Genomic DNA, 23,983 nt, shown 5'->3' with positions numbered 1-23,983 from the left:
TATAATATTTTTGACTTTTTTTGATTGTCTCACTTTTTGACCTCAAATTTCCTAAGTATTTTTACTTATTCATTCGGGCCTAGCAATGTACTATACTATGTAGTGTTATTGAAGTGCGGAGTGTGGGCTATAAGTTCGATCGGCTAGTGAAGGAAACAATATTACAAAATAAAAGCCTTTCATCCCCGGACTAAAGTCACCGGGATGAAAGGCTTTTGCAGGTTTTGACCAGCCTTCAATCTTGTTGGTTTGACAGATTTAAGCTACTTTTATTCAAATGAAAGTATGTTAATTTTCGGACTTCTGTCCTTGCGCTTCTCGCACAGAAACTTCTGAATCCGGCTGATTCAGAGCCATTTCTAGAGATTTTGCAATCTCGACTGACTCAGGAGTACGCTTAGAAAATCCCCAGATAAACATCAAGACAATACTGGAAACTAACAGCCATTGCGGAGGAACTAAATCGGGATTAATTACTTTCACCAACAACCGCATTCCCACGAACCCAACTGTGATGTAACCAGCACTTTCTAGGTGAACGAACTCATCCAGCCAGCGGATGAACAACCCGGCCATGAATCGCAGGGCAATAATTCCAATAGTAGCGCCTGTTACGACGATAAAAGTGTTATCGGAAACAGCGATCGCAGTAGTAACGCTATCCAATGAAAACGCTAAATCCGTAAAAGCAATCATGGGAATTGCTTGCCACACAGACGCAAATCTGGGCCCGTGATGTTCTCCTTCGGAGTCTGTCTCTGAAGTAAAATGTTGGAAAACAAGCCACAGCAGGTAGAGAGCACCAAGCAGCTCAAACTGCCAGTATTGGATCACCCAAGTAGCCGTTAAAATTAGGGCGATCCGCAGTACAAAAGCAATTATCAAACCCAAGTTGAGAGCTCTTTGCTGATCCTTGGCATCTTCCAAACCTTTAGAAATAGACGCCAGGGCGATCGCGTTGTCAGCCGAAAGTACAGCCTCCAAAGCCACCAAAACCAACAATAATAAAAAGCCGTCAACTCCAAAATTGGGTGAAGCGTCGAGAAATTGATCTAGCATTAACTATTTTGTGCACCTAAAATTGGCAAGGGTCGAGCGCAGCGCAAATTACCCGCTCTGTCTAACATTAGTGTCACCTTCACGTGAACTACCAGACGCTGACCACTTCATTGGTACAGCGCTGGCTTCCTGATTCAACGGGGCGGCGCGTCCAACAAAACCGAAGTTTTGCCAGATCGACTTACATCCCCTCCACAGGCAGAAGCGCTAGTTCCTAACGCCAAAATCCGCAAGGCTTCATTTCTAATGTTGAGGGCTGCATTTACATCACGGTCATGATGAGTACCACAATGTTTACAAGTCCATGCCCTAACATCAAGAGTGAGATGCTCAACTTGATTTAGGCAGGCATGACAAGTTTTTGAGCTAGGAAACCATCGATCAATCTCAATGTATTGTTTACCTTCACTTTGGGCCTTGTACTTAAGCATTGTGCAGAACATACCCCAGCCAACATCACTAATGGCTTTGGCTAAATTATGATTCTTGACCATGCCTTTGATATTGAGATTTTCTACTGCAATAACTTGGTTTTCGTTAACTATCTTGCGGGATAGCTTTTGTAGAAAATCTTCCCGGCATCGGGCAATCTTGGAGTGAACTTTTGCCACCGCCAGTCTTGCCTTTTTCCTGTTTTGACTGCCTTTCTTTTTGCGATCGAGCTTTTGTTGTTTACGTTTTAAGTTTCGTTGACGTTTGACGAAATACTTGGGATTGCCGAACTTAGAACCATCACTGGTAATCGCAAAATGAGTTAACCCTACGTCAATGCCAATAGCTTTATCTGCTGGGACTAACTCAGGCTGTTCTTTCCCATCGTCAATCAAAACAGAAACAAAATGTTTACCGTCCGGGTTGCGAGATACGGTAACGGTCTTGATATCGCCCTCAAAATCACGATGTCGCCGACAGAAAACTAAACCAATCTTAGGTAGGTTGATATAGTCACCGTCGAATTTGACATTTTGAGGGTAGCTGATCGACTGCCTGCCATGCTTGGCTTTGAACTTGGGCAGCATCGCCATCTTGTCAAAGAAGTTTTTGTAGGCAGTAGATAAATTCAATGCAACCACCTGCAAGCATTGAGAATAAGGTTCTTTTAACCATTCGTATTCTTTTTTGAGTGCAGGGAGCAAGCCTTGTATGTATGCCCTAGATAGTCCTTTGCCAGTATTCTTGTAAGTTTCTTGACATAGATTCAAAGCATAGTTCCAGAACCATCTCGCACAGCCAAAAGACTTTGCAAGCAAGACATCTTGCTCATCTGTGGGATAAATTCTGTACTTGTAAGCTTTATACATTTATCAAGGTTGCAGAATACCGATAAAATTATCATAGCGCACAAAAAGGATATTGATTCGCTCTCGCTCAATTTATTTTCGGGCTGCGTTTTCATCCCGACGCTCACCTTCGGTAGAGCGCAAGACTTCCCATTCGCATTAGTTAAATCTTAACCTAACGCGGTAGTTCTGTGCGAGGCGATCGTCCGAACAACGTCCGAAGGAAGCAGTCCCAGGAAACAAGGAAAAATTCTCCCCCTCCGACACTCAAAAACAGCGCCACTGCGCCACTGCGCCACTAGGCCACTCCTCCCCGGAGGCAGCATTTGTGTTGCAAGTTGTAACAAATGATTCCCAAAAGCGCCAATTTGTCTCAAATTGGTGAAAGCTCGTCCCCGCGAAAAGGAGTTTTGCGAATATGTCTTTAACAGATACCCAAGTCTACGTAGCGCTCGTAATTGCTTTGATTCCCGGAATCTTGGCTTTCCGGCTGTCAACTGAACTGTACAAATAGTTTCCAGACACCAGTTGCGAACCGCAAAACGCCTGCCTGAGCAGTTAGATCTCTCGCATTACAGATACAGACAATTGCTGCCCCAGTGCAGTAGATTGTTTGTGTTCCGCAAGACGAGACTGCAAGGGCAGGCATTTTTATGGGAAAATTCCGTCTTAAGGCGTCACCTTTGTCTCAACAATTTTGGCTGTCAGCACCCTGACAAACAGCGGCGAGTGTGCGTTAAGCTCAGAATTTGCTCTTGTGAACTCTAAAACGTCAGTCTCAGGTATTTGAAAAAAAATTATGCAAGCGATTCAACCCACCGTTACCCCACTGCGTCCTGTAAAAAACTCCCCTCGGGTTACTCCTCGTCGCAGCAGCCGCCAGCGTTCCTACCCTCACCAAACCCTCGCGGCCGAAACAGGGGTCAAGTTGGCAGTCAACATGGTACTTTCAGTCTGTGCCACTTCTGCTTTGCTTCAGCTTTGGCCTCACTACCGGGCGGTGCAAGAAAAATTGCACGAAATCCAAGCTGAAGTCAATCTTACCCAAGGGCGAGTAAATCAGTCGCGATCGGACTTTAACCGCTACTTTGACCCTAGTCTTGCTAAAACTGTGATGCAAGAGCAAAGCAACCAAGCTGACCCGCAGCAGCGTCCGGTGATTTTGCAAGAAGCCGAGGTGCCCGACGCCGAGGAATCAACCCCCCAACCTTAAGGGAAGGGCTGTTTTGGCTTTTGATATCACGTCCGATGTGCATCATTCTTGTATGTCATTGGTTCGCACAGCGAAGAATGACAGATGAATCTGTCGGGCGTGATATCACTTTTGAATAAAAGAGTTTTTAGGATGATTCTTGTCTGTCGTGGCGAAGCAAACGCAGAGACAGACAGACCTGCGTATTGTCACCTATTGCAATCTCAAAACTTCAAACTCAGGCTTATACTGACTTTGCCAGCACGGTTTTTTCTTTCAGTAGTTGCAGTGCAGCTTGATATTGCAAGTCTGCTGCGGTGCCGATTTGATCGCGCGCGATGGGTTCCAAAGGCACTACGCGATCGGGCGCAATCCCCAGCTTGTTAATATCTTTGTGGTTCGGTGTCTCGTACTTAGCAACAGTCACGGCTAACCCGGAACCGTCAGACAAATCAAACAGCGACTGAATCAGCCCTTTGCCAAAAGTCTTTTCTCCTACCAGTTGAGCTCTGCCGTTATCTTGCAGCGCACCCGCCAAAATTTCGCTAGCACTGGCAGTTCCCTTGTTCACCAAAACAATCAGCGGATCGTTAGTTAGGGCTTGTCCAGAGGCTTCAAAACTGCCGAGAATGCCTTGTCTGTTCACCGTGTAGACGATCGTCCCGGAATCGAGCCACAGGCGGGCAATTTCAATCCCTGCTTGCAACAGTCCGCCCGGGTTGTTCCGCAGGTCGAGAATGTAGGCGGCGGCTCCTTGTTTTTCCAAGCGGTCGATGGCGTGAGCGACTTCTTCAGTGGCGTTAGCGCTGAATTGACTCAAGCGAATGTAGCCCACCGGCAAATTTTCCGACGCCGACTGCAATTCGGCGTAAACCGGATTCAGAGCAATGCGATCGCGCACTAGCTCAATGTCCTCAGCAGCGTCCCTTCCCTCGCGCCCCAAGGTCAAGGTAACGGGAGTGCCGATGCGGCCGCGCATTCGAGTTGCAGCCTCGTCTAGGCTCAATTCTGAGGTAGGAGTGCCGTCAATTTTCAGAATGCGATCGAGGGGTTGGATGCCAGCTTTATCTGCCGGTGAGCCGGCCAAAGGAGCCACCACTGTCAGGGTATTTGTCTGGGGGTCGATCGCAATTTGCAGCCCCACACCCGTCAATTCTCCCGAAGTGTTGACCTGCAAACTGCGGTACTGTTCGGGTTTCAGCAGTCGAGTGAACGGGTCGTCGAGATTCGCCAGCATCCCCTGAATCGCCGTGTAAGTCTGCTGTCTGTCGTTAAGCGGTTGCTTGACAGCTTTTTGGCGAATCGACCACCAGTTTTGAGAGTTGAAGCTGTCGTCCACATAAGAGCGATTGACAATTCGCCAAGCTTCGCTCAATAGCTGCTGTTCAGGAGTCAGCGCCGCCGCAGGCTGCGCCCACCCACCTAGAACTAGGACGACTTGGAGGCAAAGTACAATAGCAATCTGGAAAACTCGTCTGTGCATGATTTTTCTGTAAAATACCAGTAAGTATTACATTTTATGTATTTTACGTTTGTACGCTCGGAACGCTGTTGCAGATTTAACTCAGATTTGTTTCCCGACGGTCAGTCCCGAAGGCACTCGGATGCTTAGAAGAATCCTCGCCGTAGAACGGCGAGGAGCAAAACTTAAGTGCCAAATACTTTGCTAAACTTATTCACAGTTAATCACCGAGAGGAAGTTTCATGTTTGCTGTCAAGCGGGCGCTAAAATTAAATAACAAGGAAGCGACGTTGATGGCAAAACACGCAGGATTCCGGCGCGTAGTTTTCAATTTTGGGTTGAGCCTGCGAACTCAAATGTACGGTGAGGGGAAATTTACCGACTCGAAGGTACTCAACGAAGTCAAGAAGGTTCTCACCAATCACGTCAAGAAAACGTCTGAATTTGCTTGGATGAACCAGTTGTCTAGCCGAGTTTATCAAAACGCTTTGATTGACTTAAAAGATGCTTTTAGTCGATATCGTTCGGGGAAAGCAGCTCATCCGAAGTTCGCCTGCCGCCGAGACGGTCAATCTTTTACGGTTGATTCATCTAATGGCAAAGTTTTGTTAGTCGCGGGTAGCACTATCAAGATTCCTACGCTGGGAACTTTTCGGCTTTTTGAACCATTAGAATGTGGTTTTATTTCTCAAACTTTCACGATTTCAAAAGAAGGGAATCGCTGGTTTGTTTCCTTCTGCGTTGATGCAGAGCGCCTGCCTGTTGGGCAGTCTGAAAGTTCTGTGGGAATTGATGTCGGCATCAAGTATGCGGCCACGCTATCAACCCAACAGAGTTTTGATGCACCAAAGCCGCTAATAGCCAGTGCGAAAACCAAGCTTGCTACTTTACAGCGCCAAGCATCTAAACAGGTAAAAGGCTCTCGGAATCAGCGCAAAACCTACAACAAAATTAGTCAGCTCCATGCACGAGTCGCTCGTATTCGCTTGGATTTCCTCCACAAGTTGACAACTTATTTAGCTAAAACTTTTAAGTTAATTAAGATTGAAAATTTGAACGTTCAAGGAATGATGGCGAACCATAAATTAGCTAGAGCAATATCTGACATTGGATTTTACGAATTTAAACGTCAGCTCGACTATAAATGCCAAATGTATGGAGCTAATTTAGTGCTAGTAGACCAGTGGTTCCCTAGTACGAAAACTTGCTCAAATTGTGGCACAAAAAAAGATATGCCACTAAGCCTTCGGACTTTTGACTGTCCTACTGGTCGCATATCTTTGGATCGGGATTTTAACGCAAGTTTGAATATTTTAAATTGGGAACCCTCGGCTTGAGGGGAATAGCCTACTTATCTTGGGATTAGCCGTCTACCCAACAGCGTAGGAAGTGAACTCGAATTGTGTCTAAAAATGAGTTTAGACAAGTTTAGATAAGTTTCACGAAGCAGTTGTCAACTACAAAATAGCAACTCGTCCAGTCGGTGCCAGTTATGTCCCCACAGAAACCTTTAATTCTTGATTTTGCCAAGACAGACGGGATGAAAGTGATTCTCCCGCGCCCCGCAATCCTGTCGAGTCACGGCACAAAGTGGCAAGGAATTCATGTCGAATATCACTCTCAGCCGCCAAACGACTGTCCCGAACACTGTCTCGAACAGCACACGGTTGGCTTGATGCTCAATTCAGCCACACTAAAAGGAACAGTGAACGGGAAAAACTGCGGTAGCGAATCGTGGCAAAGTGGGCAGATGTTCATCGCTGCTGCTGGTACTTATTTCCAGTCAGTTGCAGCCGCAGACTATGAATTTATGGCGATCGCTCTTGAACCTACCGACTTCGACAATACAGTTGGCGAATCGATCAATTCAAATTCCATTGAAATTATACCGCAATGGCAAACCCGCGATCCGTTGGTTCACGGAATTGCCTGGGCTCTCAAAACCGAACTGGAATCAGGCGGATTAAACGGTACTCTTTATGTCGATGCACTGAAAAACGCGCTTTCACTGCACATACTGCACCGCTATGGCGCGAAAAAACCTAATCGGCGAGATGTGGGAGGCGGTCTTGACCCCGGTCAATTGCAGCTAGTTATTCACTACATTAATGAATTCATAAACCGAGATTTGCACTTAAGTGAACTTGCTAATTTAGTAAAACTTAGTTCTTATCATTTCAGCCGTATGTTTAAACAATCGACTGGAGTCACGCCCCATCAGTACGTGACCCAGTGCCGAATTGAAAAAGCAAAACAGTTGTTGAAAAAACCTAATTTATCAATAAAATATATCTCCCAGCAAGTGGGATTTCACGACCAAAGTCACTTTAGTAAGACATTCTGCAAAATTGTCGGTTTGACTCCTAAGCAATATCGCGATCGGCTTTAACAAAACTCAAGCCCCTGTCACATTAAAAGCAGTTTGTAGTTGCAAAGTATTTTCGCCTAGGGCTTGCGGGGATTCAGAAACCGGGTTTTTTGCCCGATCGGGAAACCTGTGTATTTTGGTACAAAACCCGGTTTCTTTGGTAAGCTGTTCTGCCTTTAAATTGTATGTCAAAAAAATTTAAAGTCTTGTGGGGAGTAGGGGTTGGGCGTCCCGCCCGCCCTCAATATACAGTTTAAATGCGCGACAGCTTATTGAGGCGTAAGTTCTGTCGTAAAAAACCCCTGCCCGCCGGCGCTGTTACAATTCTTCATCAAATAGGGATAAATTCCGCAAGAAAATTATATTTTTAGCAATTTTTCCGCAAGAATTTACAATACAGCAGAGCTGGTGCTTTTGTAGACTTGCTGGCATCACATAAACCAGAAGTATCAGCTAGGTGAATTAATCATGTCTACTTTCAGTATTGGTACCAAGTTTCCTGCCGACACAAGTCCCCAATCCCTCAGTGCCGAAAACTGTAATAACGATAACATCCCAGACTTAAACATCCCAGACTTAGGGATCGCCCCAACGGCTGTTTCCCTAAAGTCAATGACTCAGCTTTCCTCAAAAGCGATCGCATTTATCGATGCTGCCGTCCCCGACTGTCAAATATTAATCGACGGCATTATCCCTGAAACCGAAGTAATTAAATTAGAAACTAACCGCAACGGCCTCGAACAAATTGCCGAAGCTTTGCAGGGAAGAAAATTTTCAGTAATTCACATTATTGCCCACGGAAAGCCCGGTTGTTTGCAACTGGGGAACGTTGAATTGAGTTGGCCGAATTTGATAAATCGCGCCGACAATTTTGTCAAAACAGTTAAGATATGGGCGGGCGGGCTGACACAAAATGCCGAAATTTTGCTCTACGCGTGCAATGTTGCCAAAGGAAATATAGGTAAAGAATTTGTAAAAAACCTGAGTCAAATAACAGGAGCCAATGTTGCCGCTTCTGATAATTTAATAGGTTGTGCGGCAAAAGGCGGCGATTGGAAATTAACAGTAACAGCGGGGACAATTAAAGCTGGCATTGTATTTTTGCCAGAAGCGATCGCAGCTTACGGCCACGTTCTCAATACATTTAGTTCTGCTAGTAACTTTAATGCGGGAACCAGTCCATCCTTTGTTGCGACTGGCGATTTCAATAACGATGGCATCTTAGATTTAGCTGTTGCTAACCCCACCTCGAATAGGGTTTCTATTTTACTGGGAAACGGTCAAGGAGGATTTAACTCTGGAACTGATTTGACTTCGGTACTGGGGCCTACCGCGATCGCAGTTGGAAATTTTAACGCCGATAACTTTCCCGACTTAGCGATAACTTCCGCACAAGGTTCGGAATTTAGCAGCATTTATATCTTTTTAGGATCTGGTAATGGCAACTTTAATAGTGCCGGATCTTTGACTGCCCTCGAAAATCCTAGCGCGATCGCTGTCGGCAATTTTAATGCTGATGATTTACTCGATATTGCCATTACTCAATCCAGTGGCAATGGTTTTGTACCTGAAGGCAATGTTGGCATTTATTTGGGAACGGGACAAGGCGGTTTTTCCACTCCTGTTACTGTGAATGTTGGGCAAAGTCCCAGCGCGATCGCTGCGGGAAATTTTAACGGCGACAATTTCCTCGATCTCGCCGTGGCCAACCGAAATTCTAATAGTGTTACCATATTATCGGCAAATGGTCAAGGTAGTTTTGGCAATCCGACTAATATTAATGTCGGTCAAAGTCCGAGTGCGATCGCAGTCGGAGATTTTAACGCTGACGGCAGATCCGATCTAGCTGTAGCCAATGCAGGCAATCAGAACGTATCAATTTTATCAGGGACAGGTCAAGGCACTTTTAGCAATCCTGCTAACTTTAATGTTGGGTTAAGTCCTGATGATATTGCCGTTGGAGATTTCAACGCTGACGGTCAACCCGATTTAGCTGTAGCGAACGCCGGTTCTAATAATGTTTCAATTTTAACTGGAACCGGTCAAGGAACGTTTAACGGGCCGTTTAATTATAATAGTGGGGGAACCACTCCGAGCGCGATCGCGGTTGGAGATTTTAACTCTGATACCAGACCAGATATTGCTGTCGCAAATACCAACAGTAACAGAGTTTCAATTCTGTTGAATGTGCTATTGAAAGCAAGTTTTGCTAATTCTGCGTACAGCAGTCTTGAAGGAGACGCAGATGCGACTGTTAATATTCCTGTGACTGTCGAAGATGGTTTACGATTTACAGACTTGATTGTACCGATCGCAACTGTCTTGCCCGTTCCTGCTGGCACCTCACGAGCTACTCAAGGTTCTGACTATACTCTTTCTACTAATACTCTCACATTTCCCGCAGGTAGTGGCAGTTCGACTCAAAATATAGCTGTCACTATCAAACCAGACAACCTTGCAGAAATGGATGAAGCAGTTGTCTTGAGTTTTGGTACGAGTCCGGGAGGGTTTGCAGGTACAATCCCTCAAACTACCCTAACAATTCCTGCTAACGATCCGATTATTTACACAGTTGCTGCTAGCGCTGGTACTGTTCCTGAAGGCAACTCCGGCACAAATCCGCTGATATTTACTGTTAGTCGCAGTGGCGGGACAGATTCAGCAGGCACTGTCAATTATGGAATTGGCGGAACTGCAACCAACGGCAGTGATTACAATATCGGCGCTACTTCTGGCGCAACAAGTACCAATGCTACTATTAATTTTGCATCGGGAGAAACATCAAAAACTGTCACCATAGATGTATTAGGTGATGCTAGCGTTGAACCAGACGAAACTATTACTGTCACTCTCTCAAATCCCGTGACATTGCCTAATGGTGGTCTTCCCAGCGGCATCTCAACAATTGGTTCTGCTAGTGCGACAACTACTATTACTAATGACGACACTGCTGGAATTGCCGTCAATCCCGATAGTGGATTAATTACAACAGAAGCAGGAGGAACAGCGACATTTACTGTCCAACTAAACTCTCAACCAACTGCTAACGTGACTGTTGGCTTAAGCAGTTCCAATGTTGCCGAGGGAACAGTTTCTACACCCTCGCTGACATTCACTCCAGCCAATTGGAGTGCGCCGCAAACAGTAACTATTACTGGCGTTGAAGACAATATTGCTGACGGCAATCAAACTTACAATATTGTCACCGCTGCGGCTGTTAGTACAGACAGCAATTACAGCAATTTAAGTGCTGCCGATGTCAGCGTTACGAATAGCGACAACGAAACTCCCGGCATTACCGTTAATCCCGCCAGTACCACAGCAGCCGAAGGCGGTGCAACGGGAATTTATACACTTCAGCTAAATTCGCAGCCAACAGCGCCGGTAACAGTCAGCTTGGAGGGGGGGAATCAAATAAGTGCGATCGCCCCCATTAGCTTCGACAGCACTAATTGGAATATTGTCCAAACTGTAACTGTGATTGCGACGGATGACACAGTTGTAGAAGGTACTCACACAGGCACAATCAATCACGCGGTAACAAGTAACGACGCGAAATATAGCGGAATTGCGATCGCGCCTGTTACTGTCGCCATTACTGATAACGAAACTACGCCAACACCAACACCGCCAACACCGCCAACACCAACACCACCGACACCAACACCACCGACACCAACACCGCCAGCACCAACACCGCCAACACCAACACCGCCAACACCACCGACACCAACTCCGCCAACACCAACACCGCCAACACCAACACCGCCAACACCAACACCGCCAACACCAACTCCAACACCAACTCCACCAACACCCACACCAACACCAACTCCACCAACACCAACTCCACCAACACCCACACCAACACCAACTCCACCAACACCAACTCCACCAACACCCACACCAACACCAACTCCACCAACACCGCCAACACCAACACCAACTCCACCAACACCAACTCCACCAACACCGCCAACTCCACCAACGCCAACTCCACTACCGCCAGTAATCATGCCGCCGACGATACCTGCTGGCATTACTGTCGATCCGACATCAGGATTAGTCACCACAGAAGCGGGAGGTAAAGCAACATTTACAGTCAAACTAAATACTCCGCCAACTGCTGATGTCAGAATTGATTTAGAAAGTTCCAATCCAGCAGAAGGCATAGTTTCTCCACCCTCGCTGAACTTCAACTTTGCTAATTGGAATCAAACGCAAACGGTGACGGTAACTGGTGTTGATGACAAGGTTGTTGACGGTGATAAAACTTACAGCATTGTTACCCAACCTTCTGTCAGCAACGATCGCAATTATTCCGGTTTAAATGCAGCAGATGCGATCGTTACCAGCACGGATAATACTGCTGCTGGCAAACGCAATTCTTTATTGATGCCCCTAACACCGGGGCAAGTTGTCGCAGAACCAGACCTTGATGACCCTACTGTTAAACGCCAGCGGTTATCAAATGTAAATTTTGGTCTCATAGATGACCCGCAGCAGGATTTTGACGAGGGGCCGCTCAACATTAACTTATTTAACGATACATCTTTTGATGTAATCTTCGATCAGGTAACATCCTCATCCAATGGAGAAAGTTGGGTGCGTATCGGTCGTATTCAAGGTGCTTTAGATGACAGTGAAGTCATCTTAACTAATAGCAAAAAAGATGGCGTTGCGATCGGCAATATCAGGTACAAAGACAAATTTTACCAAATTCGCTACGCCGGTAACGGTCTGCACAGCATTCGAGAAATCGACCAAGCAGCTTTTCCCGACGTTCATCAAGACAGCGATGCAGTTCCCGTTCCCAGCGACAGTTTTGCTGACCTTCCAGACAGCAGCCCAGATTTGACCGGTGACGACCCCGCAGTAATAGATGTCATGGTCGTTTATACCGCAGCAGCCAAAGATGCTGAGGGAGGTACTGATGCCATGAATACCTTGATTGACCTGGCTGAATCTGAAACAAATTTAGGTTATGAAAACAGTGGCGTCAATCACCGGATACGGATAGTACACAGACAGGAAATAGACTACACAGAAAGTGGCAATGCCAGCACAGATTTAAACAGGCTTCGCAATACTTCCGATGGTTTTATAGACGAAGTTCACCAACTGCGGAATACCTATTCGGCCGACATGGTGAGCTTATTTGTTGATAGCTTAGACTACGGCGGTATAGGTTACTTAATGACAGATCCTAGCTATGGGTTTGCAAATTCAGCCTTTACTGTAGTCAAGAGGAATAATGCAGCAGGATCTTACACCTTTGCCCACGAACTAGGGCATAACCAAGGTGCTCATCATAATGAACAAAATGCAAGCAGTGCTGGCGCTTATCCCTATGCTTACGGCTATCGGGATACCACCGATCCAATCACTTTCCGCACCATCATGTCTTACCAGACGCGCCGTCCCGATCCTCCCATTACGCGGATCAATCGCTGGTCCAATCCCGATCGCACTTATCTCGGCGAACCCACAGGAACGAGTTCCACAGATAATGCTCGGACGCTGAATAATACTGCTATTTATGCTGCTAATTGGCGGCACTCAAACGATAATCTTGAGAAGGCTAAAACTGTCACGGGTAGTTCTTTTTCCTCAACTGGTTTAAATGTCAACGGCACTAAACAAACAGGAGAATTAAACCATGCAGGTAACAGCGGCGGTAAATCTATTTGGTGGTCTTGGACAGCCCCAAGTTCTGGCGCGGTAACAGTTTCTACGGCCGGCAGTTCCTTCGATACTTTGTTGGGAGTTTACACTGGCGGTTCTGTTTCTAGTTTAACAACTGTTGCTAGCAATAATAACGACCCTGCTGGAGGTCAAACCAGTCGAGTCAATTTTACTGCTACTGCGGGTACGACTTACAAAATAGCAGTAGATGGCTTCGGCGGATCGTCAGGTTATATTAATCTGAATCTGAGTCCTGGTGTCAACCGCCCGCCTGTTTTAAACATTCCGTTCCGCGAACAAGGTTTGCGTTTGCAACCGGGTGCGAGTCCTCAATTGCAGTTTACTTTTCAAAACAACACTTTCACTGACCCCGATCCGGGCGATACGCTGACTTACACTGCTGATTGGTATGAAAATGTCACCAATTTCGAGTGGCGAAATGTCAGCGGCGGACGATCGCCAATCCCGACAAGTTGGAGTCGCATTAGCCCCTTACCAACTGGCATGACTTTCGATCCTGCCAGTCGCACTTTCAGGGTTGATGATAGCTTGCAGCGCAATCGCAACTACTGGATTCGAGTAACAGCAAGGGATGCTGCTGGTGCATCGGATATAGCATTTTTCGATCTTTATAATCGAGGTCGAGGTTCTGTTATTGACGGCTACATCGCTGGGGCTACAGTTTTCTTAGACGCTAACAAAAATGGCGAACTTGATGCTAGCGAACCCTCTGCAACAACTGGCCCAAAAGGTGAATACGAACTCGATATTTCCTTGGAAAATTTTGACAAAAATCGCAACGGCGAACTCGATCCGGAAGAAGGCAATATTGTGGCTTTTGGTGGCATTGATACGGCAACTGGTTTGCCTTTGGAAACGCCTGTCACTGCCCCCCCTTACGCTACAGTTGTCACCCTGTTAACCAGTTTAGTAGCGGATTTAATTGACAAAGGAATTGAGAGCGATCGCGCCGAATCTCTCGTCAAATCTGCTCTTTCAATTCCCGCTAATGTTGACATCACTGACTTAGATCCGATCGCAGCTACGGAAAACGCGATCGCTGGTGGAGTAGAAACTTTGACTGCAATGGTCAAGGTACAAAACGTCATTACCCAAACTGCTGCTTTAATAGACGGTGCGTCGATTCTGGAAAATACCGACGCCGTAAAAGCAGTTGTAAGTGCGATCGTTCAACAAATTCAATCCGGGACAACTCTCAATCTCAGCGATGCCAACCAGTTAGCAACAATTGTCGATCGCGCCACCACAGCAGCGCAACAATTTGACTCGGATTTAAACACTCAGCAATTGTTGCAAATTGCCCCGGATGCAGCTAAGGTAATGGCCGAAGCAAATCAGCGCATTGACAAAGTTGTATCCAACACTGCAACAGCTTCAATTAACCGAGAAGTTGCCCGCGTGCAAAAAGTAGCCCTAGGCGCAACAACTCAAGACTTAAAAGCAGTCGGTACAGGTACGAAATCGATCGCCCAAGTTATTGCCGAAAATACTGGTACTGCCTTAGATACCAAAATTCAACAAACGACATTGCCCGATACACCTGCTGTTGCGGTGATTGAAGGAGAAATAGATGCGATCGCAGCAAACTCCAATCTCATCGGCACTGACGGCGACGACAGCCTCTCCGGCGACAGTGGCAGCGATACAATGGCCGGCAAACGCGGCAATGATACTCTCAGCGGTTTGGGTGGCAACGACTGGATACAGGGCAATCAAGGCAATGATTCCCTCGACGGTAGCGACGGCGATGACACTGTTTACGGCGGCAAAGAAAGCGATAATTTGTTCGGCAATAATGGGGAAGATATCCTATTTGGAAATCGCGGTCAAGATAGCTTGAGTGGAGGTGAAGGCAATGACAGTCTTTACGGCGGTCAAGCTAGCGATATTCTGCTGGGCGGTAACGGATCTGATTTTCTCAGCGGTGAAAACGGCGATGACAGTTTGATAGGAGGAAATGGGAGCGATCGCTTCTTAATTTCAGCCAATTCTGGCAGCGATATCATTTTCGATTTTGAACCAGGCATCGACTTCCTCGCACTTGCCGACAATTTAACCTTCTCGCAACTTTCTATTATCCCTAGCAACACTGCAACTTTAATCAGCTTGACAGAAACTGGTGAAATTTTAGCTGCTATCAATGGCGTGACAGCTAACCAAATTAGCCTCGCTGATTTCAGTTAAAACATTAGGGACACAGGATTTGCCTGTGTCCCTGAAATTCGTTTTCTAGTAAGACTTGAGTTTTTTATTACAGATTTGGGTCAATCAAGATTTGCATTCCTTACTACAAAATGTCAATCAGAACTAAAGTCCTTACAAAATCCAAAATTCACAATTTGAAATTGCGGGGAGGGTAAAAATCTAAAATCTAAAATCTAAAATCTAAAATTGAGTGACTGTACTTGTGAAATAGTTTTCAGGAGGACAAATTTATGGTAGTTATATGCGGGGACAATCTCGATAATTTGCTAGCCGGTGAAATTGGCGATGATTCCCTGTGCGGGCTGGGAGGGAATGATACTCTATCTGGTTTGGATGGTAATGACACTTTAGATGGCGGAGTAGGAAATGATAGTCTCGCAGGTGGAATCGGTAGCGATCGCCTTTTGGGCTACTCTGGTAACGACAGTCTCAGCGGTGGCGAAGGCAATGACAAAATTGAAGGAGGTGCCGGGAATGATATTCTTGAGGGTGGCGAAGGCGCGGATTTAATCAGAGGAGAAGACAATAATGATAGTATCTTGGGAGGGTCTGGCAATGACTGTCTTATCGGCGGTCTAGACAATGATACGGTGCTCGGAGGAGATGGAGACGATCTCTTGTTTGGTGGCTTCCAGAACGACTTGTTAATTGGTGGCAAAGGTAACGAGCTCCTGTTGGGAGAAGCTGGCAACGACACTTTAAGAGGTGACTTAGATAATGACTACATTAACGGCAATGCTGGAGACGATTTGCTTGAGGGAAATGAAGGTAGCGACACCCTGATTGGCGGGCCGGGTAATGACATCATATCGGGTTACGGCTTTTCCTCAACTGGAGAACAAATCGATTATTTAATCGGGCAAAATGGAGCCGACTTATTTGTTCTCGGTTCATTAAATGCCCGCCCTTACCTCTTCTATGGCGGTGAAGGTCGCCATGCCGTTATTGAGGATTTTAACCGGGTCGAAGGTGACAAAATTCAAGTTGTTGGTTTCGTACAAGATCGTAATGGTTCTAACTTCTTCTCTTACCGATTTGAATCTTATGATGACGGTATGACACGGGGAACTCGGATATTTGTCGGATCGGATTTAATCGCCGACGTTAAAAATGTTACAGATGTGAGTCTATCAGATTGCGCGATCGTTTCGACTGGGTTTACACCGCCATCGCGAGACTTTCCATCCTTCCCGTCTCTTCCTGAAATTCCCTTCCCGATACCGCCGCGTCCCACTCCTTTCTCGCCAATACTGCCAGTTTTTGTGGAAAGTTTGCTTTCTTTTCAATTGTGATAGGACTTTACGGATGGGGGCAATCACCGGCTTTTTTTACGGAAATACGCAGGTTGCCGCCAGCAGATTTTGTTAGTAAAGACTGCAGTCCTGACTACAAAACAAGATTCGATTGTACGATCGAGCCGGTTCGGGTTACTCGATCGACAATGGGGGCGTTTGGGCCCAAAAGGTAAAGTTTTACGATCGAGATGAAATTTGGCCTCTCCCGGCAAACCTGTTTCCGGCTCGGACTGCTTTCTGTAGCTCAGCCCTACCCGCATAGTAGCTTGGGCGGATGTTGAGATTCCGAAAAAAGCCTTTTAAGTGTCCAAAAAGCGATCGCGTGCGTGAAAATTGCACGGCAATTATGTTACATTTTTTATCACAGTCTGGAATTCGATCGGGCAACGCCAGCGAGTAGGGACAAGCCACCGCTTAGTTTCCCAGGGCTTGCAGGCGATCGCACAAGAGAATTCCTTTCGTCAGCTCCAAATTTAAAAAATAGCCTCAGGCATTTGCTAGTAAAAGCAAGCTGCTCGGCGCGGGGCGACAAAAAACCTTGTGGCTGCTGCCCTGAACCTCAACCACAGCAATATTCTTTTAGGAATTCTGGCTCCATGTTTTCTAAACAAATCACCGACTCAAAAACCTACCAGTGGTTTGAGGAACGCCTGGAAATTCAGGCGCTCGCCGATGACATCACTACAAAGTATGTACCCCCCCACGTCAATATTTTCTACTGCTTGGGCGGAATTACTTTAGTTTGCTTTCTGATCCAGTTTGCTACTGGCTTCGCCATGACTTTCTATTACCGTCCCACGGTAGCAGAAGCTTTTTCTTCAGTGCAATACCTGATGAATGAAGTCAACTTCGGCTGGCTGATCCGCTCCATCCACCGCTGGTCTGCCAGCATGATGGTACTGATGATGATTTTGCACACCTTCCGGGTTTACCTGACCGGCGGCTTCAAAAAGCCCCGCGAGTTAACCTGGGTGACAGGAGTAATCTTGGCAGTCATCACTGTTTCTTTCGGCGTGACCGGCTATTCGCTGCCTTGGGATCAAATTGGTTACTGGGCAGTTAAAATCGTTTCCGGCGTCCCCGAAGCTATCCCGTTTGTCGGCTCTTTGATGGTTGAACTGCTGCGCGGCGGTGTCAGCGTCGGTCAAGGCACTTTGACTCGCTACTACAGCTTGCACACGTTTGTGTTGCCTTGGCTGATTGTAGTCTTCATGCTGGCTCACTTCTTGATGATTCGCAAGCAAGGTATCTCTGGCCCGTTGTAAGTTTTGAGTTGTGGGGGCGGTATTTTTTTTGCCCCCCGCTGAATCTTGAGTTGAAAATTCAGAATTCATCACTCATGATATTTATTTACGGTCAATACTTCCTGCGATCGCACCGCTGATTCAGACTAACGAATACAGCGGCATGGCAGGCCCGGGTAAAACTAAAAGGAGAACACTCTCACTATGTCTATTATCAAAAAACCAGATTTGAGCGATCCCGCGCTCCGCGCTAAGCTCGCTAAGGGCATGGGTCACAACTATTACGGCGAACCAGCTTGGCCTAATGACTTGCTCTACGTTTTCCCTATAGTCATCATGGGAACGATTTCTCTGTGCGTGGGTTTGGCTGTACTAGACCCGGCTTTGGTTGGGGAACCGGCTAATCCTTTTGCTACTCCGCTGGAAATTCTGCCGGAATGGTATTTGTGGCCTGTGTTCCAACTCCTGCGCGTTTTGCCTAACAAATTGTTGGGTATTGCTTGCATGGCTGGTGTTCCCGTTGGCTTGATTTTGATTCCGTTCATCGAAAGCGTTAACAAGTTTCAAAATCCGTTCCGCCGCCCTGTTGCTACTACTGTTTTCCTCTTGGGAACTGTGTTCACTCTGTGGTTGGGTATTGGTGCTATTTTCCCGATCGACAAATCTTTCACACTGGGTCTTTTCTAAGATTTAAGTTTGCTTGATATTGACGCCTGCGGGTTTCCTGTAAAGTGCTTTTGTACTGCTGGGAAACTTTAGCGGGCGTCATTTGATTTTAGATTTTAGATTTTAGATTTTAGATTGGTGATTTTGGATTTTAGATTTTGGATTTTAGATTGGTGATGTGGGATTTATCGCTCTAAAAGTTAAGAATTATCAGTAATTAATTGTAGGCACAACGGCTGGTATGAAAAAGCCGACTATCGATCGACTCTACACCGCCCTAGAGTCAAACTACATTAATTTTTATTGCGGAACCTTGACAAACACAGCTAGAATATGTAAGTGGCTGGGGATCTTTGGTATAACTGCGGGAACTTCAGAGCTCTAGAATAACAGCAACTGCCCCAGGTGCAAGCTATGTCCTCAGAGAAAGCCTTAATTCTTGATTTTGCCCAGCCAGACGCGATGAAATCGATTCTCCCGATTCCCTCAATCCTGTCGAGCCACGGCACAAAATGGGAGGGAATTCACGTCGAATATCACCGTCAGCCAGCAGACGAAACTCCCGAACACTGTTTCCAACAACACAACATTGGGCTGATACTCAATTCAGTTACAGTAAACGGAATACTCAACGGGAAACACTACGGTAGCGAACCGTGGCAAAGAGGAGAGATTTTCATTGGTGGTGCTGGTACTGATTTCCAGTCAGGTGCAGTCGAAGATCCTGAATTTGTCGCGATCGCTCTTGAACCTACCGACTTCGACAATACAGTTTACGAATCGACCAATTCAAACCTCATTGAAATTATACCGCACTGGAAAATCAGCGATCCGTTGATTCTCGGCATTGGCTGGGCCCTCAAAACCGAACTCGAATCAGGTGGAATAAACGGTACTCTTTATGTCGATGCACTGAAAAACGCGCTTTCAATGCACATACTGCACCGCTATTGTGCACAAAAACCGCATAGGCGAGATTTTGAAGGCGGTCTCGATCCTGTCAAATTGCAGATTGTTATTAACTACATAAATGACTACCTAAACCGAGATTTGCACATAGCTGAACTGGCTAACTTAGTGCAGATTAGTCCTTATTATTTCAGTCGTTTGTTCAAACAATCAATTGGAGTCACGCCCCATCAATACGTCACCAAGTGCCGGATTGAGAAAGCCAAACAGTTGTTGAAAAGGCAAGATTTATCAATAACATATATCTCGGAGCAAGTCGGGTTTCACGACCAAAGTCACTTTAGCAAGAGTTTCTGCAAAATCGTCGGTTTGACTCCTAAGAAATATCGCGCTCAACTTTAACAGCGATTTGTTGTTGGGTGGGGGCAGGTTTATGAGATTGTCGGTTTTAGGCAATTATTGTCGGTGAGGGGAGCCCCTACAGGAATTATATCTATATTAATCCTGTAGGGGCGGGTTCGCCAATATCTCTAATAGAAACGAGAAAGCCTGTAAAGCCGCCCCGGCCTTTAATCGCGGTCGATCGACCCGACACGATCAGAATCTGGTTGGAAATGCAGAAAACCCGCTACAAAAACCGAGTCCGTAGCCCGTGTAACAATTTTTAATCGACCATCCGAGAAATTTCGCAAGAAAATTGTATTTTTCGTAAATTTTTCGCAAGAATGTACTATACAGCAGAGCTGGTACTTGTATATACTTACTCGCATAACATGAACCAGGGGTACCAGCTATGAGCTCTCAAAATCAACAGGCATCTTACGGTCAAATTCCCTTAAGTTTTATTGCAAATGCTGGACAAACTGACCCTCATGTGAAATTCCAGGTAAAAGGTGCCGGTCACAGTATCTATTTCACTCCAAACGAAATCACCTTTACCGCTTTCCAGCCACCTAATGAACCGGGAAATCAACCAACAAATTCTGCAATTGTCCGCAGCAGCTTAGCCAACAGCAACCCGAATCCCACAATTTCCGGGCTGGAAAAATTGCCGGGAGTTGCTAACTTTATTTTAGGCGAAGATTCCAGTCAATGGCACACAGACGTTCCTACTTTTAACGGCGTTGTTTATCAAAACGTCTATCAAGGAATTGACCGCGTTTTCAAAGGCACAGAAGGACAACTTAAGAGCGAGTTTTTGGTTGCACCTTTTGCCGATCCGAGTCAAATTAAGATGAACTATAGCGGTGTTAACGACATCCGCTTGCGTGACGACGGAGCACTGATATTAGAGACACCGCTAGGCGAATTAATTGATAACGCACCAATAGTTTATCAAGATATCAACGGACAGCGGGTGAATGTTCCCGCAGCTTACAATTTATTAGGAAACGGTCAAGTTAATTTTAGTTTGGGATATTTTGACCCCACTCAACCCCTAGTGATTGACCCGGTTTTAGCTTACTCGACTTACTTAGGTGGCAGCGGCGATGGCATAAGCGGCAACGGCAATGATTACGCCAACCGCATCACCGTAGATAGTACAGGTGCGGCTTACATTATTGGCACTACTTTTAACAATTTTACGACTACTCCTGGTGCATTCCAAACTACACCAGGGGGTCAAGCTGATTTCTTAGTTACCAAAATTAACCCCGAAGGAACTGCGTTAGTTTACTCTACTTATATCGGCGGTATTGGCAATGAATATGGTTTTGGGATTGCGGTAGACAGTCAAGGCAATGCTTATTTAACCGGACAAGTCGATCCGGGTTATCCAACTACACCTGGTTCTTTTCAACCTACAGCACCTAATTACACTGCTGCGGTAACTAAGCTCAATGCAGCCGGCAATGCGTTAGTTTATTCTACCTTTTTAGGCACGAGCACCAGCGGCGCCCTAGGCAACGGCATTGCGGTAGACAGTAGCGGCAATGCTTATGTTACTGGACCGACAGGCGATGGTTTCCCCATCGTCGGAAATGCCTCTCAATTTTACGGAGGCGGAATTGATGCCTTTGTTGCTAAAGTTAATCCAACTGGCAGTGGTTTAGTTTACTCTACTTATGTAGGTGGGAGTGAAAGAGAAGATGCCAAAGCTATTGCAGTAGACAGTGAAGGAAATACCTACATTACCGGAGTTACTTATTCTACTAACTTCCCCACTCGTGGCGCTTTGGATGCTATTACCCCAACTGGTTATCATTACAAGATTTTGCAGGACTTCAATAGCAGCGAGTTCGATTCCAGTATTAGCAGTCAAGAAGCTTTTGTGACTAGACTGAGTAATGAAGGATATGCTTCCTCTTCTACCTACTTAGGCGGTAACGGCGATGACGAAGGTGTCGATATCGCTGTAGACGGTTCTGGAAACGTCTATGTTGCCGGAACTACCAGTTCAACTGATTTTTATACATTAACGCCAATTCAAGCGGCTAATGCAGGTGGCAAAGATGCTTTCATTACCAAGATTAGCAAAGATTATTTCATTGACAACAACGGTCTTGAGTATCCCAGTTATTTGGACGAATATTCAACTTATTTGGGCGGCAGCGGAGATGACAGTGGCGTTCGCATTACTGCTGACAGTGCGGGTAATGCTTATGTGGCTGGAAACACTACTTCGACTAATTTTCCGACTAAGAATGCTATTCAAAGTGCCAGCGGCGGCGGGAAAGATGCTTTTGTCACGAAAATCAATTCATCTGGTTCTGCCTTAGTTGATTCTACTTATCTGGGTGGCAGCGGCGACGACTACGGTAACGGTATTGCGGTGGATGCTTCTGGTGCGGTTTATGTGGCGGGATCTACTACCTCTACTAATTTGCCTACTGCGAATCCTTTACAAGCGGCGAATGGGGGAGGTGCTTCTGATGCTTTTATTACTAAAATAATTCCTGGCGGGCCGCAGGTTAAGATTGTTGAGTCGGGCGGCAGCACTAATGTGGCAGAAAGCGGGACGACGGATACTTATACAGTTGTATTGACTAATCAGCCTACTGCAAATGTGGCGATCGCACTCAATACTGACAGTCAAATTCAACCTATTGCTGGCATTAGTTTCACTCCAACTAACTGGTTTGTACCGCAAACAGTGACAGTCAGTGCAGTTGATGATGGAGTAATAGAAACTTCGCCACACAGCGGTCCGATCGCTCACACTGCTATCAGTACCGATGCTAATTATAACGGCACTACTGCAAGTTTTACAGTCAATGGCACTGCTGGCAATACGGTCAATGCTAATATTACCGATAACGACACCGCAGGCGTTAGCATTACTCCGAATAACACGATTGCGACGGAAGGCGGTGCAACTGGAAAATATAGCGTTAAATTAAATACTCAACCGACAGCACCTGTTACGATTAACTTGGCTACAGGCAGTGAAATTCAACCAATTACCGCACTTACTTTTACCGCTACTAATTGGAATGTCGAGCAAACTGTAGCGGTGAAAGCAGTTGATGACAATTTAGTTGAAGGAAATCATGCAGGTGCGATCGCCCATACAGCTACCAGTACCGATACTAACTATAACAGCATCACAATTGGGGCTGTTAGCGTCGCCATTACCGATAATGACACGGCAGGTTTCAGCATTGCACCTACGAACATAACTGCTACAGAAGGCGGTGCAACGGGCAGTTACAAAATCCAGCTAACTTCGGAACCGAAGGCACCGGTTACTATCAGTTTCAATACTGGCAATCAACTTAATCCAATCGCCACACCTCTTACTTTTGACAACACTAATTGGAATGTTGCTCAAACTGTCACTGTCAGTGCGATCGACGACAATCTAGCACAAGGAACCCACAGCGGCACGATCGCTCACACAGTTACGAGTACCGACGCGAATTATAACGCGAAAGTCATTCCCAATGTGACGGCATCAATTACAGATAACGATAGTCCCGGTATTTCTATTGTGCAATCAGAAGGCGAGACAGCTATTGTTGAAGGCGGTGCAACCGATAGCTACGGCGTACTTCTGACTACCGCACCTACTGCAAACGTCACGATTAATTTTGAGACGGGCAGTCAAATTAATCCGATCGCACCTGTCACTTTCACGCCGAATAATTGGAATGTAGCGCAAAATGTCACTGTTACGGCGATCGATGACAGCATAGCCCAAGGCACCCGCAGCGGCACGATCTCTCACCAGTCTGTCAGTACAGATACTAATTATAACAACCTGACAATTGCTCCCGTGACTGCCACAATTGCTGATAACGATACAGCAGGCGCGAGTATTTCACCGGAGAGCACAACTGCTACAGAAGGCGGTGCAACAGGCAATTATACACTCCAGTTAAATTCGCAGCCAACTGCACCAGTTACTATCAGTTTTGATGCGGGAAATCAAATAAGTGCGATCGCCCCTATTACCTTCGACGCTACTAACTGGAATGTTGCCAAACCCGTGACAGTAACGGCTACAGACGATGCGGTTGTGGAAGGAAATCATGCGGGGGCGATCGGACATACGGTTACGAGTACCGATACGAAGTATAACGGAGTTGCAATACCGACTGTCAATGTCGCCATTACCGATAACGACACTGCGCCGACACCAACACCTCCGTTACCA

16 protein-coding genes are annotated in these 23,983 nt (G+C 46.2%); 12 read left to right on the top strand and 4 right to left on the bottom strand.

Annotated elements, in window-relative coordinates:
• Positions 1-288: 288 nt before the first annotated feature.
• Together QUA16_RS02370 and tnpB are read right to left on the bottom strand one after the other, a co-directional pair.
• Complete coding sequence (locus QUA16_RS02370; protein ID WP_333101775.1) at positions 289-1,059, bottom strand: TerC family protein; 771 nt, start codon at positions 1,057-1,059, stop codon at positions 289-291.
• A 134-nt stretch (positions 1,060-1,193) separates the two neighbouring features.
• A complete protein-coding gene (tnpB, locus tag QUA16_RS02365; RefSeq protein ID WP_333101774.1) occupies positions 1,194-2,360 on the bottom strand; it encodes an IS200/IS605 family element RNA-guided endonuclease TnpB in 1,167 nt (388 codons plus the stop codon).
• A 397-nt stretch (positions 2,361-2,757) separates the two neighbouring features.
• On the opposite strand from tnpB, the gene psaM reads away from it, so the two are divergent.
• Both psaM and QUA16_RS02355 read left to right on the top strand, forming a co-directional pair.
• Positions 2,758-2,853: a photosystem I reaction center subunit XII gene (gene psaM / locus QUA16_RS02360; RefSeq protein ID WP_015174804.1), complete on the top strand. Its 96-nt coding sequence runs from the start codon at positions 2,758-2,760 to the stop codon at positions 2,851-2,853.
• Positions 2,854-3,138: 285 nt separating this feature from the next.
• Positions 3,139-3,552, top strand: coding sequence for a slr1601 family putative cell division protein (locus QUA16_RS02355; RefSeq protein WP_333101773.1), 414 nt, complete (start codon positions 3,139-3,141; stop codon positions 3,550-3,552).
• 223 nt (positions 3,553-3,775) lie between these two features.
• On the opposite strand, the gene ctpA is transcribed toward QUA16_RS02355, so the two are convergent.
• Positions 3,776-5,014, bottom strand: a complete 1,239-nt coding sequence (gene ctpA / locus QUA16_RS02350) for a carboxyl-terminal processing protease CtpA (RefSeq protein WP_333101772.1) — start codon at positions 5,012-5,014, stop codon at positions 3,776-3,778.
• A 221-nt stretch (positions 5,015-5,235) separates the two neighbouring features.
• Between ctpA and QUA16_RS02345 the strand changes: the two genes are divergently transcribed.
• Positions 5,236-6,330: an RNA-guided endonuclease TnpB family protein gene (locus QUA16_RS02345; protein ID WP_333101771.1), complete on the top strand. Its 1,095-nt coding sequence runs from the start codon at positions 5,236-5,238 to the stop codon at positions 6,328-6,330.
• A gap of 155 nt (positions 6,331-6,485) precedes the next feature.
• Positions 6,486-7,382, top strand: coding sequence for an AraC family transcriptional regulator (locus QUA16_RS02340; RefSeq protein WP_333101770.1), 897 nt, complete (start codon positions 6,486-6,488; stop codon positions 7,380-7,382).
• Between the two features lie 6 nt (positions 7,383-7,388).
• Here the strand turns inward: QUA16_RS02340 and QUA16_RS02335 are convergent, their stop codons facing one another.
• Positions 7,389-7,553 (bottom strand): hypothetical protein, encoded by a 165-nt coding sequence (locus tag QUA16_RS02335; protein ID WP_333142626.1) that lies wholly within the window; start codon positions 7,551-7,553, stop codon positions 7,389-7,391.
• Between the two features lie 276 nt (positions 7,554-7,829).
• On the opposite strand from QUA16_RS02335, the gene QUA16_RS02330 reads away from it, so the two are divergent.
• The 8 genes from QUA16_RS02330 to QUA16_RS02295 form a co-directional block, all read left to right on the top strand.
• A complete protein-coding gene (locus QUA16_RS02330) occupies positions 7,830-15,251 on the top strand; it encodes a DUF4347 domain-containing protein (protein WP_333101769.1) in 7,422 nt (2,473 codons plus the stop codon).
• A gap of 251 nt (positions 15,252-15,502) precedes the next feature.
• Positions 15,503-16,564 (top strand): calcium-binding protein, encoded by a 1,062-nt coding sequence (locus QUA16_RS02325; RefSeq protein WP_333101768.1) that lies wholly within the window; start codon positions 15,503-15,505, stop codon positions 16,562-16,564.
• 112 nt (positions 16,565-16,676) lie between these two features.
• On the top strand, positions 16,677-16,829 hold the full coding sequence (locus QUA16_RS02320; protein ID WP_333180995.1) for a hypothetical protein: 153 nt from the start codon (positions 16,677-16,679) through the stop codon (positions 16,827-16,829).
• A 71-nt stretch (positions 16,830-16,900) separates the two neighbouring features.
• The gene (locus tag QUA16_RS02315; RefSeq protein WP_333180994.1) at positions 16,901-17,044 is read left to right on the top strand and encodes a hypothetical protein; all 144 of its coding nucleotides are present in this window, start codon (positions 16,901-16,903) and stop codon (positions 17,042-17,044) included.
• 119 nt (positions 17,045-17,163) lie between these two features.
• Positions 17,164-17,832: a cytochrome b6 gene (gene petB / locus QUA16_RS02310; protein ID WP_172190423.1), complete on the top strand. Its 669-nt coding sequence runs from the start codon at positions 17,164-17,166 to the stop codon at positions 17,830-17,832.
• Between the two features lie 183 nt (positions 17,833-18,015).
• Positions 18,016-18,498 (top strand): cytochrome b6-f complex subunit IV, encoded by a 483-nt coding sequence (petD, locus tag QUA16_RS02305; RefSeq protein WP_333101767.1) that lies wholly within the window; start codon positions 18,016-18,018, stop codon positions 18,496-18,498.
• Between the two features lie 393 nt (positions 18,499-18,891).
• Positions 18,892-19,788, top strand: coding sequence for an AraC family transcriptional regulator (locus QUA16_RS02300; protein WP_333101766.1), 897 nt, complete (start codon positions 18,892-18,894; stop codon positions 19,786-19,788).
• A gap of 391 nt (positions 19,789-20,179) precedes the next feature.
• The coding region (locus tag QUA16_RS02295) for a DUF7948 domain-containing protein (RefSeq protein WP_333101765.1) at positions 20,180-23,983 on the top strand (3,804 nt) is incomplete at its 3' end.

Source organism: Microcoleus sp. S13_C3, assembly GCF_036700905.1.
Lineage (GTDB): Bacteria > Cyanobacteriota > Cyanobacteriia > Cyanobacteriales > Microcoleaceae > Microcoleus.
This window is presented reverse-complemented; position numbering and strand designations above follow the sequence as displayed.